Genomic DNA, 18,351 nt, shown 5'->3' on the forward strand with positions numbered 1-18,351 from the left:
TCAGTGTTTAATGGCCACATTTCCCAGCATGAATGATTCACTTTTAACCTCGTTACATAGCAAAAAACGAGCTTGGTCGACGTCGCCTGAGTTAGAGGCTGGGAGTCCTAAGTCATCGATACGGGGGCAACCTTATCGCCTATCTTTCGCGCCCATCGACTGAATCGGTGGGCTTTGCGGTAACCGGTTTGCCCGTTTAGATGGCTTGAATACTCTCTCGCCGGGGTATTTTCGTTAGACTAACTCAATGGCGATTGCCGTGGCCTCACCGCCTCCAATGCACAGAGAGGCAATGCCACGCTTTTTACCCAGTCGCTTGAGGGCGTGGATTAAGGTAACAACGATTCTGGCGCCTGACGCTCCGAGAGGGTGACCAATTGCGCAAGCGCCACCATGAATATTGACTTTACCGTGATCTAGATCGAGTTCATTAATTGCCGCTATGGCCACCACGGCAAACGCTTCATTAACCTCGAATAGATCAACTTCATCTTTAGACCAGCCGGTTTTTGCGAGCACCTTTTTAATAGCGCCAATTGGGGCCAAGGTAAATTCTTCAGGAACTTGTGCGTGGCTTGCGTAGGCGCAAATTTTTGCTTCAGGGTTGGTTCCACTTTCGTTTAATGAAGCCTTGCTCATCAATACTAACGATGCCGCGCCATCGGAGATTGAACTGGAGTTGGCGGCGGTTACCGTGCCATCCTTCTTAAAGGCTGGTTTAAGAGATCGAACTTTTTCCGGTTTGGCGGTGGCGACTTGTTCATCATTGCTTACGATTGTCTCGCCGTGCCTAGATTTAACGGTAATCGGTGTGATTTCGGTTTTGAAAAAGCCTTGTTCGGTGGCAAGCGTCGCTCGGCTTAATGATTCAAGCGCAAAGTCATCCATTTGTTCTCGCGTCACATTGAATCGATCGGCTGTTTGTTGCCCGTACTCACCCATCAACCGGCCGCTGTCGGCATCTTCCAGACCGTCGACAAACATGGAGTCTTTGGCTGACTGGTGACCAATTCGATACCCTTCCCGTGCTTTTGGCAAAAGGTAAGGAGCGTTAGTCATGCTTTCCATGCCGCCAGCGACAATAATGTCGGCGTGCCCACACAGAATGGCATCGGCACCGAGCATGATGGCCTTCATGCCGGAGCCACACACTTTGCTGACCGTGGTACAAGGCGTTGAGGTGTCGAGGCCAGCCAACAATGACGCTTGGCGTGCTGGTGCTTGGCCCAGACCCGCGCTGATCACATTGCCCATGTAAACCTCGTCTATTTGGTCGGTAGATAGGCCCGATTTTTCAATCGATGATTTAATTGCGGCGGCCCCTAATTCTGGTGCCGACAGTGAGCTAAAGCCTCCTTGAAAGCCCGCTAACGCGGTTCGAGTGCTGGCTGTAATATAGATTTCTTTCATGATTTTTCTCTTCGGTTCATCACACCCTCAATCTGGGATTGAAAGGCTATTTGTGCTGGACTGGTAGGGTTAAAGAAGCTTTTTCAGTGCCTCGACAGTCGGTGGATTTTGAGGGCATTTGTAATTTTCAAGTGTGGCTCTGACGTAGGTTGACAATCTCATTGAGAGCCTCTCATTGAGCTAGCGCTTGAGCGACTTTGGATTGGCTTGCGCGACCAAGTTGAGTTGAAATAAAATTGCCTGCGTCAATTAACTTGCCTAAGTCGACGCCACAATTCAATCCAAGTCCTTCGAGCATATAGACGACGTCTTCACTCGCAACGTTGCCGCTGGCTCCGGACGCGTATGGGCAACCACCAAGGCCGGCTACTGAGCTGTCAACCGTAGTGACGCCGGCTTCTATTGCGGCGTAAATATTTGCTAATGCCTGCCCGTAGGTGTCATGGCAGTGAATGGCTAACTGTTCGACGGGCGTCGCGTCTTTAACAACGTTCAACATGTTTATGATGGCGTTAGGTGTGCCAACACCGATGGTGTCCCCCAGCGAAACTTCGTAGCACCCCAAGTCAGACAATTTCTGTGAAACGAGTGCTACCGCGTTGGGAGAAATGTTGCCTTCGTAGGGGCAACCAACCACACAAGAGACGTAGCCTCTCACGCTGATATTGTTTTCCAGAGCACGCTCAATGACGGGTATGAAGCGCTCGATGCTCTGCTCGATAGAGCAGTTGATGTTCTTTTGAGAAAAGCTTTCCGAGGCAGCGGCAAAGACGGCTATTTCGTCAACATTGGCTTCGAGCGCGGCTTCTAATCCCTTGAGGTTGGGGGTGAGTGCGCTGTAACACACGGACTCAACTCTGGTGATTTGTTGAAACACATTCGCACTGCTTGCCATTTGCGGAACCCATTTGGGTGAAACGAAGCTGCCAGCTTCGATTTTGCGTAGCCCTGTGTTGGAGAGTCGATTTACGAATTCAACCTTGTCGTGCAGTTCTATGACTCCCTTCTCATTCTGCAAGCCGTCTCTTGGGCCAACCTCATACACCGTTATGTCGTTATTATTTGTCATGGTATTCTTTTTTAACGTTGGACTACGCTTGGTTCAAACTCAAGGAGAGATGTGCCGCCATCGACCAGGTCGCCGGTTTCGCAATACAGTTCACTGACGTGTCCATCGCTGGGCGCGGTCATGGTGTGTTGCATTTTCATTGCTTCCATTATGATCAGTGCTTGCCCCTCTTTGACTTTGTCGTGGGTCTTGACGAGAACATCAATGACAGTTCCATTCATGGGGGCAGCGAACCCTGTCTGAGCCTGATCGGTCTGTTCGTCGCCTAGGTCGGGAGCGACGATTGCAAATCGTTGACTGCCATGTTCACCGAACACGGTAAACGTCTCGGTATTTTCTGAGACGGTGACGCGTGAGCGATGACCGTCAAGGATCGTGGTGAGTTCTTGATCCATCAGTTCTGCCTGAGCGGTGATTTTGATTGGTCCATTTTCGCCATCGACATGGATTACATAGTCGTTGTCTTTGACGATCAGAGTCAGTGCGTGATGATCCAGTGTTTTAGTTGAGTCGGAGGTGTGACTCATTAGTTTTATGTTATAGCGCAATTCATTGCGCTGATTTAATCGCCAGCCGTCGTTGCTTCGCCATGGGTCTGAAGCAAAAGATAAGTCGTAAGCGGAGTTGTTAGCGTGTTGCTCTGACGTTAATTCGGCTTGTCTTAGTGTCAGAAAGAGTGCTGCTTGAGAAAGAACGCGCGCTTGATCAATGTGTTGCTTTCTAAAAAGTTCATCGTGGTGTTTTTCAATAAAGCCGGTATCTAAGTCTGCGCTACGAAATGCGTTGGAAGTAGCCAGATCATAAAGAAACTCTAAATTCGTTACGACGCCGTCAATTTGGTATTCGCGTAGCGCTTTGGCGGTGCGTGCTAACGCGGCTTCTCTGGTGTTATCCCACGTAATCAGTTTTGCGATCATGGGGTCATAAAATGGACTCACCTCATCGCCTTCTTCAACGCCTGTGTCGATTCTGACGTATTCGGTTAGTGTGGGCGTTCGAAGCGTTTTGAGCTGGCCCGTGGTTGGCAAAAAGTCGTTATTTGGATCTTCCGCATAGACGCGAGTTTCAAATGAGTGGCCGTTAATGGTGAGCTCGTTTTGTTGTTTTGGTAGGGGCTGGCCGAAGGCGACGCGAAACTGCCATTCAACCAGGTCTTCACCCGTGATCATTTCCGTTACCGGATGCTCGACCTGTAATCGAGTGTTCATTTCCATAAAATAGAACGAGCCATCGACATCGAGTAGGAATTCGACAGTGCCAGCGCCTTGATAGTCAATTGCTTGAGCTGCCTTGACGGCCGCTAAGCCCATTTCTGATCTAAGCGTTTCGCTCATGTTCGGCGCAGGAGCTTCTTCGATTACCTTTTGATGACGGCGTTGGACTGAGCAATCACGTTCAAACAGGTAGACGCCATTTCCTTGACCGTCGCAAAATACTTGGAATTCGATATGTCGAGGTTGAGTTAAGTATTTCTCTACCAGCATGTCGTCATTACCGAAACTGGCCATCGATTCACGTTTTGCTTCGGCGAGTCCCTGATCGAATTCGTCTGCGCTCCAGATTTGTCTCATTCCTTTTCCCCCGCCGCCGGCGACCGCTTTGAGCAATACGGGGTAGCCCATGGTGTCAGCCGCGTTTTTGATCAGCGCTGGGTTTTGATCGTCACCGTGGTATCCCGGAACCAGAGGCACGCCAGCTCGTTCCATGATTGTTTTCGCGGCAGACTTTGACCCCATTGATTCAATTGATGTTGCTGGCGGGCCAATGAAAACAAGTCCGTGTTCTGCACAGCCGCGAGCAAAACCCGCATTTTCAGATAAAAATCCATACCCGGGATGAATCGCTTGTGCGCCGGTTTTTAGGGCTGCCTGAATGATTCGGTCTGCCACGAGGTATGACTCCGATGAAGGCGCAGCGCCGATATGGATTGCCTCGTCAGCGAGCTTTACATGCAATGAGTTTTTGTCTGCATCAGAGTAAACAGCGACGGTGCGAATGCCCATACGGTTCGCGGTTTTAATAACGCGACAGGCAATTTCGCCTCGGTTTGCAATCAGAATTTTAGTGAACATAGTATTTTCTAAATAGTGTTTCGCAGCGTATTCAGTGCCTACGCCGTTGTGTTATCGCCAAACTCTTTCTGGGCAGCGTCATGGAACAACATTATTTGTGCTTGATCCAGTTTGCTGCGCGCTTCTCTAAGAATGCATTCAGCCCTTCTTGTCCTTCTTCTGACGTTCGAATTGACGCAATTCGCTGACTTGTCTCGTCGATCAGGCGTTGGTCGATCTGGGCGTTTGCCACATCCGCCACCAATCGCTTGGCTTCCGAGATGGCCCGCGGACCGTTGGCAAGTAAATTCTTGATGAGGTCATTGATGCATGAGTCTAATTTCGTCTCCTCAGTAACCTCACTGACAAGCCCTAGTTTGCGTGCCGTGTGAGCATTAAATCGCTCGGCCGTCATGAAGTAACGCCGAGCTGCGCGTGAGCCGATGGCTTCAATCACGTAGGGTGAAATGGTGGCTGGTATCAGTCCAATTCTAACCTCACTGAGGCAGAAACTGGCGCGTTCACTGGCAACGGCCATATCGCAACAACTCACCAGCCCCACTGCACCACCAAACGCCGCGCCTTGCACTCTGGCGATGGTGGGTTTGCAAAGACTGTTTAATGTATTCAGCATGATGGCTAATGCGCGGGCGTCATTCAAATTTTCTTCTTGCGTGTAACCAGCCATCCGTTTCATCCAGGCTAAATCAGCGCCCGCTGAGAAACTCTTGCCATTCGCTGAGAGTACCATCACACGCACAGAATCATCGGCGTCTATCTTTTTAAAAGCCGTGGTTAATTGGTCAATGATGGCGTCGTCGAACGCATTGTGTTTTTCAGGTTGGTTTAGAGTGACGGTGGCTACCCCGTCTGCATGGCTGATGTCAATGAACTTGCTCATATTGATTACATCCTGAAGACGCCGTAGGTGGTTTCTTCGATGGTCTTGTTCAACGAGGCTGAAATGGCTAGCCCCAGTACTTTGCGTGTGTCGGCAGGGTCAATCACACCGTCATCCCAAAGCCGAGCTGAAGCATAATATGGGTGGCCTTGTTTCTCATAAATGTCTAGGGTGGGCTGTTTAAATTCCGCTTCTTCTTCGTCGCTCCATTGTTCCCCTGCTCGTTCTTTCTGCGCCCGCTTGACTTGGGCCAGCACGCCGGCGGCTTGCTCTCCTCCCATGACGGATATGCGCGCTGTTGGCCACATAAACAAGAAATTTGGTTCGTAAGCTCGGCCACACATACCGTAGTTTCCTGCGCCGTATGAATTTCCAATCAAGACCGTAAACTTGGGGACATTCACGTTTGATACGGCATTGACCATTTTAGCGCCGTGCTTCGCTATTCCGCCGGCTTCGTATTGCTTTCCGACCATAAAGCCGGTGATGTTTTGCAGGAAAATCAGTGGGATTTTACGTTGACCGCATAACTCAATAAAGTGCGCTCCTTTTTGAGCGGATTCGCTGAATAATATGCCGTTGTTTGCCACAATCCCAACGGGTTGGCCATAGAGTCGGGCGAATCCACAGATAAGGGTTGTTCCAAATAGGGCTTTAAATTCGTCAAACTCTGAACCGTCAACAACTCGTGCGATGATTTCTCTGATGTCAAAGGGTTGACGCATGTCTTTGGGCATAATGCCGTAGATCTCTTTTGCATCGTAGAGCGGGTCTTTGCTAGCACGGGTATCCAGTTGTTTGGGTTTTACTCGGTTTAAGCGGCTGACCGAGTTTCGCACTATTTCTAATGCGTGGTGATCATTTTGAGCATAGTGATCAGCCACACCAGAGTCACGACAATGTACCTCTGCTCCGCCGAGCTCTTGCGATGTGACTACCTCGCCCGTGGCGGCTTTGACCAAAGGTGGGCCAGCCAAAAATATGGTGGCGTGATCTTTTACAATGATTGATTCATCGGCCATGGCTGGAACGTAAGCGCCACCCGCTGTGCACGAACCCATGACGGCCGCTATCTGAGGGATATTGCGAGCTGACATTCGAGATTGGTTGTAAAAAATCCTACCGAAATGTTCACGATCAGGGAACACCTCATCTTGGCGCGGAAGATTTGCTCCCCCAGAATCCACTAGATAGACACACGGCAGGTTGTTTTGTTCAGCAATGGCTTGTGCGCGTAGGTGTTTTTTTACAGTAAGAGGGTAGTAACTCCCGCCTTTGACCGTGGCGTCATTGGCGACAATCATGCATTCTTGACCTTCAATGACTCCGATGCCGGCGACGACGCCAGCGGCGGCGACATTTTCACCTTCATAAACGTCATGAGCCGCCAGCTGAGCTAGCTCAAGAAAAGGCGTTCCCTTATCCAGTAACGCGTCAATGCGATCCCGTGCTAACAGTTTTCCTTTCGCTTGGTGGCGAGCTTGCCGCTCAATGCCACCGCCGAGCTTGATTGTTTCTACTAGTGAGAAGAGATCATCCACTTGTGCTTGCATGTGCTTTGCGTTTTCGATGAATTCGCTCGCTCTTGGATTTACATTACTCTTTAAAATTGGCATACGGTTTGTCTCGTATTGGTCTTTTACTTCATCGTCATTTCGGGGTGCGCCGTCTTAACAGGCACCATTAGCGAGTTTCGTTGAAAAGCTCTCGGCCGATCAGCATTCGACGAACTTCAGAGGTCCCCGCCCCAATTTCATACAACTTGGCGTCTCGCAATAGGCGTCCAGTTGGGTATTCGTTGATGTAGCCGTTACCGCCTAGTGTTTGAATCGCTTGCAACGCCATTTGTGTGGCCTGTTCTGCGGTGTACAGAATGACGGCTGCGGCGTCTTTGCGACTGTCTTCTCCACGGTCGCAGGCGCTGGCCACGGAGTATAGGAATGCTCTGCTGGCGCTCAGCGCCGTATACATATCTGCGATCTTGCCTTGCATAAGCTGAAATTCACCAATCGCTTTGTTGAATTGTTTGCGCTCGTGAATATAGGGAACCACAATATCCATGCACGCTTGCATGATCCCAACAGGTCCACCGGACAAGACGGTTCGCTCGTAATCTAGGCCGGACATCAGAACTCTGACCCCACCGCCTTCAAAACCCAATACATTTTCTTCAGGCACTTCGCAGTCTTGAAATACCAACTCACAGGTATTAGAGCCACGCATTCCTAATTTGTCGAGCTTTTGGGCTTGTGAAAACCCTTTAAAACCTCGTTCAACCAGAAACGCGGTGATGCCTTTGGAGCCTGCGCTGATGTCGGTTTTGGCGTAAATGACGTAGGTGTCAGCATCAGGGCCATTGGTGATCCACATCTTATTACCGTTTAAGATATATCGGTCACCCCGTTTTTCTGCCTTTAATTTCATACTAACGACGTCGGATCCGGCACCCGGTTCTGACATAGCCAGTGCGCCGACGTGTTCGCCCGAACAAAGTTTGGGAAGGTATTTTAGTTTTTGTTCATGAGATCCGTTTTTTCGGATTTGGTTTAAGCATAGGTTTGAGTGGGCGCCGTATGAAAGTCCGACTGAAGCGGATGCTCGGCTGATTTCCTCCATCGCAACGCAATGAGCTAGGTAGCCCATATTGCTACCACCGTATTCTTCTTCGACGGTGATGCCTAACAAACCTAGTTCACCAAATTTACGCCAAAGGTCCTTCGGGAAATTGTTTTCTTGATCTATCGCTTCTGCTCGCGGTGCAATTTCGGCACTGGCAAACTGTTGAGTCATGTCGCGAAGCATGTCAATTTCTTCGCCTAGATTAAAATTAAGTGACGCGTATGGAGTGTTCATAATTAGAATTTCTTAGGGGTTAATCGTTTTACGCTTGGTGCGCAGGTTCGGCGCTGAGTGCGTCAAGGCAACGTTCTTCGGCGTCATTTAGATCCAACAGCATCAACTCTAAGTCGTTCTGTTGTTGCAGTAATTGAGCGCGTTTTTCTCGTATTTTCGCAATCAAGGTATTGAGTTGATCGGTGTTGGCTGAGGTTGGGTCATACATCAATACAATGGCGCTACTTTCTTCTAACGAAAGCCCCAGACGCCTGCCTCGCAGGATTAGCCTTAATCGAGTTCGATCGGCACTGCTGTAGCTACGTGTTGTGTTAACTCGAGTCGGATTAAGTAGGCCACGCTCTTCGTAGAATCTTAGAGTACGCGTAGTCACGTCAAATTCGTCGGCCAGTTGTCTGATTGTGAATCGTTTGGTCATAGAGTGTGAAAATCGTTTTTTTGAAACACCGTGTTGATGTTTGGCGTATTGCCATGGACACAATTAGGGAGAGCTTGAGCCTATTAATATGATTCGCTTCTGTGTCATATACGCCTGCCAACTAAAGTGTAACATTATATGTACGTTTACGTAAACGTCAACTGTTGGCCGTATACCCTCCAAACTTAGCTTGTTGTAAATTTATGGGTGACTTAACATCAAGTCTGACTGAGCGTTGATGTATATTAACGCGTTCTATCTACGGCTCTTTTGTTGCACCATTGTCAGAGTCCTTAACAGATTAATCTCTTTTCAGTCTTAGTATTTGCTACTTTCCCTTTAAGCGAGAAAACCATGACCAGCATTATTGATCTAGCCGCGATACTCATCACGATTTCCGCACTGTTTGCATACATTAATCATCGATTTATCGGTTTGCCGACTACCATTGGTGTCATGATCATTGCCATGCTGTCTTCGTTGTTGCTGGTGTTAATCGGATTGCTGGGCTTTACCGATGTGCATGTTCATGCGACGGCACTTTTGTCAGGTGTCGATTTTAATCAGACGTTGATGCACGGCATGCTTAGCTTTTTACTGTTTGCTGGCGCACTGCATGTAAATCTGAACGATTTGCGCGAGCAAAAGTGGGTTATTTTGAGTTTGGCTACCGTGGGTGTTTGTCTCTCGACTTTTGTTGTTGGAACCGCGGCTTATTACTTGCTCGCATTGTTCAATTGTCATCTTCCTTATCTTTATTGTCTGTTGTTCGGTGCATTGATTTCTCCTACCGATCCTATTGCGGTAATGGCTACAGTTAAACGGTTGGGGGTGAGTAAGGATTTAGAAACCACCATAGCGGGTGAGTCCTTGTTTAACGACGGTGTTGGAGTGGTGATTTTTACGGTTTTATTGTTATTGCTGCAAAGTGAGGCTGAGTTAACGGTTGCTCATATAGGCTTAGTGTTCTTGGAAGAGGCCGTAGGAGGAATACTCTTTGGTTTGGTTTTGGGCGCAATTGGCTACTATTTAATTAATACTATCGATAACTTCAAGGTCGAAGTTTTGATCACACTTGCCTTGGTTATGGGGGGATATGGCTTGGCAATGGCCTTGCATACTTCGGGCCCTATCGCCGTAGTTGTGGCGGGTTTAATCACCGGTAATGTGTTGCGCCAACACGCCATGTCAGAGCAAACGAGAGAAAGTGTCGATCAGTTTTGGGAGTTGATAGATGAAATTCTAAACGTCATTTTGTTTGCTCTGATTGGTTTGGAAATGTTGATTATTCCGTTTGATGTACAATGGTTAGTCGCGGGTTTACTGCTCATTGCCGTCGTCCTGATATCGCGCTTTTTGTGCGTGGGACTTCCCATTCAATTGATTCGATTAAAAACTAGCTTGAGCCCTCATATTGTCAAAATTCTAGTTTGGGGTGGCTTGCGCGGCGGCATATCCGTGGCCCTAGCCTTGAGTTTGCCAGTGGGAGAATTCCGAGATTTAGTCCTATTTTTAACCTACGTTATTGTGGTGTTCTCGATCGTGGTGCAAGGGTTGACCCTTGGCCCCTTTATTAAAAAACTTACGTCATAACCCACTGGCTCTGACCTTCGTATTCGACTCTACAAATAGATGCATTAAAATGAATGAAAAACTCAAAAACCACCCACTCAATGGCATTGGATTGGATGCGCTGCTCGGGGATCTAGTCCGCGAGTATGGTTGGGATATTCTAGCCGAACAGTTGCCAATATCATGTTTTAAAAACTACCCCAGTTTTAAATCCAGCGTTAAGTTTCTAAAAAGGACAGAGTGGGCACGCGAGCGATTGGAAGATTTGTATCTGTATAAGTTTTTGCAATACCCCTTGCCACAAGGTGAGCAAACTGATTTGCCGCCTAGAAATCGAATAATTGAAGAACCCAGGGCATCGGATTCTGCGGCGACTATTGAGCTTGGGGAGCCGGAGTTTTTTGCAACGCCGTCGGCTCGATCTAACACGGGCTCAGCGGGAAGTAGTCGGCGTCGTCCACAGCGTAATGTCGACCAAGGATCTTCTTCTGAGGAGACAGAAAACACTCGATCTTCAAATAGTCATTCGCCAGTCAAGGCCGATGGTACACCAGACCCTTGGGCAAAGTGGCGAAAGTAGATAAGTCTGATATTACACCCTATTACCGGTATGTTTGATGGCTAACTGAGCCGTGCATAATCACTGAAGGAATAGACAGCCGGACGAGAGTGAAAGTAGTATGCGCGAGGAATTTTTTTCCATCCCCTCTTTTGACGGGCACCGAATTTACGGTGTTCTGAATCAGAATCGTCCTGCTAATTGCCTTGTGATTTTCGTTCATGGGTTAACTGGCGAGAAAGAGAACCACCTCTATTACAATGCAGCGCGTTTTTTCCCTGAAAGAGGAATCGATACCTGCCGCTTTGATCTATTTTCCAACGAACGCGATGGACGAAGATTGGTTGACTCGTCGTTATCTGATTTCAGTCAAGACTTGAGTTCAGTCGTTCAATTTTTCGCAGACAGATATCAATCCGTTCATGTGGTTGGCCACAGCATTGGAGGGTGCATTGCCATGAATGCCAAGCAATCCCTTATACGCAGTTTTATTTTGTGGGATACCGGTTTGCAAAATGGCAGTACGGAAACCGGCCCTTTTGAGTACGACGAGCGGCTGGGTTATTACGTTGCAAAGCTCAAAATTCAGTACATGTTGTCACCCAAGCTGATCAAGGAAAGAGCGCAGCAAGGGAAGAGCGTCGTTAAAAAGGTAAAGAGACCGATCATGTTGATTTTTGCGGGGAACACAACGATCAACGAGTCTTGGGTGAATAACTTTGAGTACATAGACTCAACTCTTGAACCAAGTTTTGAAACAATAACCATTGATGGCGCTGGTCACGGATTTAATGAGCTAGGTAAAAGCGACGAAGTGTTCGCGGCTACTTATAACTGGGTGAGTCGTGTGAATCGTTTAGGGGGTGATTTGCCCGCTTCGAAATCGCAGTCAAGGGCGATGCCACAGACGATGCCAGTTACCGACAAGATCTAACACACTATAGGTAAGGAGCTAAATACGTGCGATTTTCCGTCATCATCACCCTTTACAATAAGGCGCCGTACATTTCTCGAACCCTTCGATCGGTCATTACTCAGTCTAAAACGCCGTACGAAATCCTCATTGTTGACGACGTGAGCACCGATAACAGCTTGGAGGTGCTTGATGATTTTCTACGTGACAATACAGCCGCATGCGAAGGCATCAATATTAAGCTCATTCATCACTCTCGAAATGGAGGCCCAAGTGTGGCCCGAAATAGCGCACTTAAAGAGGTGACGGGAGATTACGTTTTCTTATTGGACGCAGACGACGAGTATCATGACGGTGTTTTTGAAAATGCTGAGCGTATTTTCAAGGCTCATAATCCCAGTTTGCTATTTCTGCAGTTTGAACGAGATGTCGGCGGGCGAGTATTGCCAGTGATTGATGAGCTTAGTGATGTATCCAAACGAATAGATGAGCAAGTGTATTTTATTGATCATCCGGTGGCGGCGTTTGGGCACGACCATTTTGGTATGAATGGCAGCAGTGTTGTTTGCAAGCGTGAGGCTGTGAAGGGAGTCCTTTATCAGGAGAATCTACATTGTTTTGAGGGGCTGGAATTTTGGTATCGGGTTGTGAAAGGGTTACCTGACGGAGAGAGGACGGCCTGTTTGTTGGGAGGAATACAAGTCACTATACATTTGACCGAAAACAGCGTTTCCAGAAAATTGGTCGATAATGGGGGTGAGATATACCTCCCAGCTCAATTTAGACAACTCAGAGCAAGCTCTGATATTCATGATCAAAAATTGAGAAAGCGGATCTACACAATTTGGGTGCGAAACGCATTTTTGAAGCTACCAACAACGACACAAAGAGTGATGTTTCTGTGGCAGTATAAGAAACAAATAGTGGACAATCTATTTTTGAATTGGCGCTATTGTTAGCATGAACGTATTAGGCGGTGGTGTGCCTGACACTTGCGCAAGGCGACCGGTCCGAAGAGGACGTTACTTCCGATCAGGCAGAGACGGATAAGGAATGATGTTAAGAGAGACATGAGTAAAAAGGTTTCATTATCTGAGTACGTACGACGGCGAAATGGCGTGGGCTTAGGGGATTCTAGGTCAATGAAAAACATGCTTACGAGGTCATTTGGTGCCGGCTCATTTTATCAGTTCTGGGAGTATTGGAACCCCATATGGGGATACTACTTGTCTAAATTGGTGATGAGACCGTTGACTAATAGTTTGCCTGCCTGGCTCGCGTTAGTATTAACTTTCGGCATCAGTGGCGCTGTTCATGATGTCGCTATTAGCCTGGTTAAGCTGCGTGTATCTTATTTCTTTACGGCTTGGTTCCTTACAATGAGCTTGATGGTACTGTTTACGAACGGGCTGCGAATATCTTATAAACACTTGCCGTGGAGCCTTCGTGCGCTCATAAATTTTACGCTAATTGCAGGCAGCTTTCTTTTGGTTACGTTGGTACAGGTAATGTATGACTGATTATTCGAGTTGCACGAAGGAAGATTTATTGGATGTACTTAAGCATATTGATAAGGACAGTTACCCCGAAAAAGTCGAGGAAATACATCGGCTGCTTAGTCAACCTTGCATATCAAATAAGTCGAGCCTTTCGCGCAGCAAACAATCAGCGAAAGCTGGTTTCAAACTTAATTCCAAGTTGCTTTCAGTATTGGTCGTTTACTCAGTTTTATTTACTATTATCAAACTTGCGCTAATGTTTACGCTCTGGATCGATTTTTTAAGGCGCTGGGAAGGAGTGATCATGTGGGGCTTTTTTGTAGGCTTCTTAATTATTGCTTACCTGAATGGTTTATTGAACATCTATGACGAATCGGTGCGGCGTAAACGGAAAGTTGATGAGGAATAGTGATTGTCATAGTTATTTATGCTGGCCTCAAATGCGCAAAAACAAGGGGGGCGCTTGGGTTACCGGTTGCGGACTCTATATCGAGTGCATGATCAGTCGGTGTTCCCAGTCTAATTTGAACATTCAAACATTTGCTTATTAGGGCAAGTAAGACTGGGTTGAAGTAAAAGAAGACAAAAATGTCACTTTAACGTCTTTTCTTTCAGATAGAATGCGTCGCGTATTTTAGATTGTATTAACCAATATGCGCTGATGTGTTTAGCAAGTCAGCTAACATAAAATTTGAATCATCAGTAAACGGTTTGTGTTTTAGCCTACGTTTATCATTGTTATGAAGAACTCTTTTCTATTTATAAAAATACTCGTTGTTTTCCTGTCTTTATCGGCTACGTCTCAGCAAGTTTTATCGCAACCTGTTCAGCTCAGTGATGGCTATCTAGATGTAGGTTTGGACTACTTTACTATCGGTATCCCTAAATTTTTGGAATCGCATAACGGTACACACGTAGTTTACTTGTCAGGTGAAGACGACGATTTTGCTCATCGAATCTTTAGCGCGCCCACAACTGGGTCTGGCCCCGTCGTGGAATTAACATCGCAAGAAACTTCAAGCGCTCGGTTTTTTGAAATTAGCCCAAATGGCAAACGTGTCGTTTTTGCCACATATGAAAGCCTCTATTCAGTGCCGATTGAAGGCGGTGTGCCAATTCGTCTTAATGATAATTTAATTCCCTCTAGAAAAGATTTCAAAATAAGTTCAGACAGTAATACGGTCGTTTTTATGAATGACCAAGATTTATGGGCAGTATCGATTTTAGGGGGGGACAATACTAAGATCACGGTTGGGCAGCCCGAAGGTGGTATTGGTTTTTCTTCCTTTAGGTTCTCCCCCGATAATGAATACGTATTTTATGGATTCTACCGGAAAACCGAAGAGGGTGAACCAATTCATGGATTATATCGCGCGGATATAGGTGGTGGCCAAACCATTTTGGATTTGCTGCCTCAGCTAGAGGTAGGTCAACGGATAAGTAATTTTCTATTGTCAGCAGATGGGAATAGCATTGCGTATCAAATAGATGAGTTTGACGGGCCCAGCTTTATTGGAGGGCCCAGCTTTATTGGCAGCGTTTCAATTGGTGGTGACGCTAGATCTCATTACCTAGCTAAGAGTCGCTCTGAAAGTTTAAGCTTATTATCGTTATCCGCTGACGGTTCAAATGCTTATTTCTCTGTAGGGGAGTCATCTTATGATTTGAAAAAGATCATGTCGGTTTCATTGAATCAATCATCCTCTGTTGTGAATGAAGTTGTAAATGTCGGTAGCCTCACAATAGAACATGTTCATATTTTAAGGAGCGAAAAGGGGGTTGTTTTTTCTACTTTCGATGTCTCCAGTGGTATTCGAGAAGTGAAGTTTAAGAGTGTTGAAGCGATCAACCAGCCAGTAATTATTCTGGCTAGGCTCAAGTCAAATCAGTGGGAAAGTCCTTATGTTTTCCTAAACGCTAATGAGTCGGTAATGACGTTCTTGACTAAAAATCGTAGTGTTGGATCTATTGATCAACATCTCACAGTCATCGATCTTGTTCAGCGAAGCTCAAGACTGATCGCAAATCGGCAGTTTCCTGAGACAGAAACTGACCATCGTATCTACAATGTGCTGACTAGTAACTCATCGAAAAGAGTTTTCTTTCTCGATGTTCTTGATACCCCCAATCAAAACACCGTGCTTAAATCATTGTCGACTAATGGCGGAGCTGCTTTTCCTTTGAGTTGGGGTTTAACCGGTGCTCCCACTGTTTTTAACTATCGGTTAAGTCATGACGAAAAACGTATTTTCTTCACAGCGGGTTACGTGAAGGGTGACAGAGCACGATTCAAACTCTTTGCGGTTGATGTTGATCGTTCTGAGGAAGAATTTTGTTTTCCACTCAAAGCTAAGAATCAGAAACTGGCCACAGTCTGTTTGTAGACAAGGTTTGTTTCATGTCGTAATACTGAGGCTTAAGGCATGAGCACTAGTTGAACACCACGACTGCGTAATGGCGTGTAATTCTCTTTCTCTGAGCCCCTTCGTATTCTGTGGAGTAGGGTATCTGGGGGGGAATTCGATCTGAGTCCCGTGATATCTTGCCATGACTCGATTTAGGGATGGCTGTGCCTATATCTTCTAGAGGTAACTTGATCAGATCGAAATTAGTGGAGAAGCACAATGTTAAGGAAATTTTCTCGTGCGTTTGTTTGTATCTCAGTTCTTACTATCGTCGGTATTGGTAACTCACTGGCCTATAGTCCCGTTGCCACCTGCAACCTCTCTGACAGTAACTTCGATAGCTGGTTCGTTAGTGGAAAGGCGTCGAAGAACGGGCCCGTCACGTTTGCTAATAGTGTTGACTTCCCAGAAGAAAATACGGTTTGCGACTTTTATAAATGGTCGCATCAAATGTTTTTGTGGGTGACGTCGCCAGCCGGACAGAGCATCGTTCTCGAATCCGCCTTGTTTTATGATGTGATATTTGATGCTGAGGGCAATGGCACTTACGTATCCAGTTCGGAAGACTCTAACAAGTTTAATTTGCGAGGAGCTAAGCCTCAGCGGATTCAGGCCGCTGGTCAAGCGGGTGGAGGGGATACCCTACTCACGCTAAATGGCTCTTTGGTGTATTTTGGTATTAACGTTAATGACGTTTACGCGTGGTTTAATACGGCGGTCACAAATGGCGTTATTACACCCGATACTGTCCCGTTCCCTACGACGATGGGAGAGTTACAATCGATCACACAGTATGCCGCTGATAATGGCGTTTCTTTGACTGATGCTGACGCACTGACGATGGAGTTTAAGACCGCTTGGGTAGACATTCTTTCTATCGCAGAACAGGATCGAAATGATTACATTACGATCGAAGCAACAGTACCAAATTACGTCGGAAACCTCGGCGACGAAACCTGGACGGTTGATAGTAAAAAACCCATCATACAGAAATCGCTGGCGTTAGTCGGCATGCACGTAGTTGGCCCGGTGAGCGGGCACCCTGAAATGGTCTGGGCGACAATCGAACATGCAAAAAATGCCCCGGACAATAACTATTACGTCGAATCGCCGATCTCGTTTCCGGGCCCAATAGTGCATGAAATTCCTTACAATTCGGCGGGCCAATGGAACTTTATGGCCAATGGTGGTGAGCGAGAGGGCGCCTTGGAGTCGCAAATGGTCGTTGGGCCCAAAAAGACGCCGAAGTGTGATTCAGGAGAGATATGTGCTACTACGAGTAACGGCATAGTTCATAATAATGTTTATCGAGCCATGCCTTGGGGTAACGCGCCAACTAAAGAGTCGGCTAACAATAACAGCCAACTTATTTCACTAAACAATGATATTCGTGGTTTTTTGGTGGGGGACGATGTGCGCCAGCACTATTTTTTAAGTGGTGCGGTTTGGACTCGAGACGGCTCAGTGCCCGTTGATGGCAACGACACGGCTGAGCAAGTGGGCTCGAAGTTGCTTGCCAACACAACCATGGAAACCTATCATCAGACTGACGTGAAAGGCTGTTTTGGCTGCCACAATAATCACGGCAATGATAAAGAGAGGGGTACCTACGTGAGTCATTTATTTTCTTTGAATAATAAGCCGCTGGTTCCAAAGTAACGCGAAGTTGTAAGCAAAAGGGAGGCTATCCAGTATTTGCTACGGGTGGCCTCCGATACTAACGTTAGCCTTAAAGCCAGCTCTGATGGATTTCAATATCTTAGGCTGAGGCGATTGTCGGTTGTGTGGCTGGTGGCGCTCATACGCCTGTTAACAGCAGCTATGTTTCTATAAGCTACCTTAAACACTTAACTGCGATATACGTTCGAAAACCTGTGGCGCTAAAATCAATTCGCGAATTCTGGGTTTTTGGCGTTAAACAAGCCAGGGCCTGCCTGTTTGGTGGTTTTCTTTTGTCGTTAATGGTGATTACGAAATATTGGTATCCTGTTGAGGGGATCCATCGTTACGATTTTATTTTTTTATCGGCCGTTTTGTTCCAACTCTGTTTACTGGTAACTAAACTTGAAACTATAAAAGAGGCGTTGGTGATCGTGGTGTTTCATATTGTTGCCACCATCATGGAGTTGTTCAAAACATCCGACGCAATCGCCTCTTGGACCTACCCTGAAGAGTATTACTTCGGCATCGCAAATGTGCCTCTATTTACCGGTTTTATGTACAGTGCGGTTGGTAGTTACATTGCCAGAGTGTGGCGTATTTTTCAGTTTGAATTCTCTGGCTATCCGGCCCAAAAACGGACGTTGGTTCTTGTTGTGGCAATCTATCTCAACTTCTTTACTCATCATTACATAATCGACATCCGATGGGCATTGTTAGGCGTTACGGTGTTACTGTTTTATCGAACAACGATATACTTTAGAGTTGATTCAAGCTACAGGCGAATGCCCATACTGCTTGGATGGTTTCTTGTCGCTCTTTTTATATGGATCGCTGAAAACATTGCTACCTATACCAATGTTTGGATTTATCCGAATCAAGTGTCGGGATGGCAGTGGGTTGCTCCTGAAAAGCTGATTTCATGGTATTTACTTATGCTACTTAGCTTTGTGTTGGTTTCCTTTATCAATCGCCTGAGAGTAAGGTCACCACGCTGACTTTGCTAACTACGAGCGAGATGTCTCGACTTGACGAAGATTGA

Annotated in this window: 16 protein-coding genes; 9 read left to right on the plus strand and 7 right to left on the minus strand. The window is 46.8% G+C overall.

The window, feature by feature from the left end; genetic code table 11:
* Positions 1-234 precede the first annotated feature (234 nt).
* The 7 genes from ABWW54_RS09670 to ABWW54_RS09700 form a co-directional block, all read right to left on the minus strand.
* Positions 235-1,410, minus strand: a complete 1,176-nt coding sequence (locus tag ABWW54_RS09670; protein WP_353412032.1) for a thiolase family protein — start codon at positions 1,408-1,410, stop codon at positions 235-237.
* Between the two features lie 172 nt (positions 1,411-1,582).
* A complete protein-coding gene (locus tag ABWW54_RS09675; protein ID WP_353412033.1) occupies positions 1,583-2,479 on the minus strand; it encodes a hydroxymethylglutaryl-CoA lyase in 897 nt (298 codons plus the stop codon).
* Between the two features lie 11 nt (positions 2,480-2,490).
* Complete coding sequence (locus ABWW54_RS09680; RefSeq protein WP_353412034.1) at positions 2,491-4,551, minus strand: acetyl-CoA carboxylase biotin carboxylase subunit; 2,061 nt, start codon at positions 4,549-4,551, stop codon at positions 2,491-2,493.
* Between the two features lie 91 nt (positions 4,552-4,642).
* Entirely contained in the window at positions 4,643-5,431 is a 789-nt protein-coding gene (locus tag ABWW54_RS09685) for an enoyl-CoA hydratase/isomerase family protein (RefSeq protein ID WP_353412035.1), read from the minus strand.
* A 5-nt stretch (positions 5,432-5,436) separates the two neighbouring features.
* Positions 5,437-7,047: a carboxyl transferase domain-containing protein gene (locus ABWW54_RS09690; protein ID WP_353412036.1), complete on the minus strand. Its 1,611-nt coding sequence runs from the start codon at positions 7,045-7,047 to the stop codon at positions 5,437-5,439.
* A gap of 67 nt (positions 7,048-7,114) precedes the next feature.
* Positions 7,115-8,284: an isovaleryl-CoA dehydrogenase gene (locus ABWW54_RS09695; protein ID WP_353412037.1), complete on the minus strand. Its 1,170-nt coding sequence runs from the start codon at positions 8,282-8,284 to the stop codon at positions 7,115-7,117.
* Positions 8,285-8,312: 28 nt separating this feature from the next.
* The gene (locus ABWW54_RS09700; protein ID WP_353412038.1) at positions 8,313-8,702 is read right to left on the minus strand and encodes a MerR family transcriptional regulator; all 390 of its coding nucleotides are present in this window, start codon (positions 8,700-8,702) and stop codon (positions 8,313-8,315) included.
* A gap of 354 nt (positions 8,703-9,056) precedes the next feature.
* Between ABWW54_RS09700 and ABWW54_RS09705 the strand changes: the two genes are divergently transcribed.
* The 9 genes from ABWW54_RS09705 (at position 9,057) to ABWW54_RS09745 (ending at position 18,307) form a co-directional block, all read left to right on the plus strand.
* Positions 9,057-10,295 (plus strand): cation:proton antiporter, encoded by a 1,239-nt coding sequence (locus ABWW54_RS09705; RefSeq protein ID WP_353412039.1) that lies wholly within the window; start codon positions 9,057-9,059, stop codon positions 10,293-10,295.
* Between the two features lie 49 nt (positions 10,296-10,344).
* Positions 10,345-10,854, plus strand: a complete 510-nt coding sequence (locus tag ABWW54_RS09710) for a VF530 family DNA-binding protein (RefSeq protein ID WP_353412040.1) — start codon at positions 10,345-10,347, stop codon at positions 10,852-10,854.
* 100 nt (positions 10,855-10,954) lie between these two features.
* Positions 10,955-11,767 carry an alpha/beta hydrolase gene (locus tag ABWW54_RS09715; protein ID WP_353412041.1) on the plus strand — a complete coding sequence of 271 codons (813 nt, stop codon included), beginning with the start codon at positions 10,955-10,957 and terminating at the stop codon, positions 11,765-11,767.
* Between the two features lie 26 nt (positions 11,768-11,793).
* A complete protein-coding gene (locus tag ABWW54_RS09720; RefSeq protein ID WP_353412042.1) occupies positions 11,794-12,705 on the plus strand; it encodes a glycosyltransferase family 2 protein in 912 nt (303 codons plus the stop codon).
* 111 nt (positions 12,706-12,816) lie between these two features.
* Complete coding sequence (locus ABWW54_RS09725; RefSeq protein WP_353412043.1) at positions 12,817-13,266, plus strand: acyltransferase; 450 nt, start codon at positions 12,817-12,819, stop codon at positions 13,264-13,266.
* On the plus strand, positions 13,259-13,654 hold the full coding sequence (locus ABWW54_RS09730) for a hypothetical protein (RefSeq protein WP_353412044.1): 396 nt from the start codon (positions 13,259-13,261) through the stop codon (positions 13,652-13,654). Before ABWW54_RS09725 ends, ABWW54_RS09730 begins: the two co-directional genes overlap by 8 nt.
* Before the next feature lie 331 nt (positions 13,655-13,985).
* Positions 13,986-15,629 carry a hypothetical protein gene (locus ABWW54_RS09735; protein WP_353412045.1) on the plus strand — a complete coding sequence of 548 codons (1,644 nt, stop codon included), beginning with the start codon at positions 13,986-13,988 and terminating at the stop codon, positions 15,627-15,629.
* Between the two features lie 240 nt (positions 15,630-15,869).
* A complete protein-coding gene (locus ABWW54_RS09740) occupies positions 15,870-17,309 on the plus strand; it encodes a hypothetical protein (RefSeq protein ID WP_353412046.1) in 1,440 nt (479 codons plus the stop codon).
* A 215-nt stretch (positions 17,310-17,524) separates the two neighbouring features.
* Positions 17,525-18,307 (plus strand): DUF817 domain-containing protein, encoded by a 783-nt coding sequence (locus tag ABWW54_RS09745; protein WP_353412086.1) that lies wholly within the window; start codon positions 17,525-17,527, stop codon positions 18,305-18,307.
* The last annotated feature ends 44 nt before the right edge of the window (positions 18,308-18,351 follow it).

The organism is Arenicella sp. 4NH20-0111, assembly GCF_040366405.1.
Lineage (GTDB): Bacteria > Pseudomonadota > Gammaproteobacteria > Arenicellales > Arenicellaceae > Arenicella.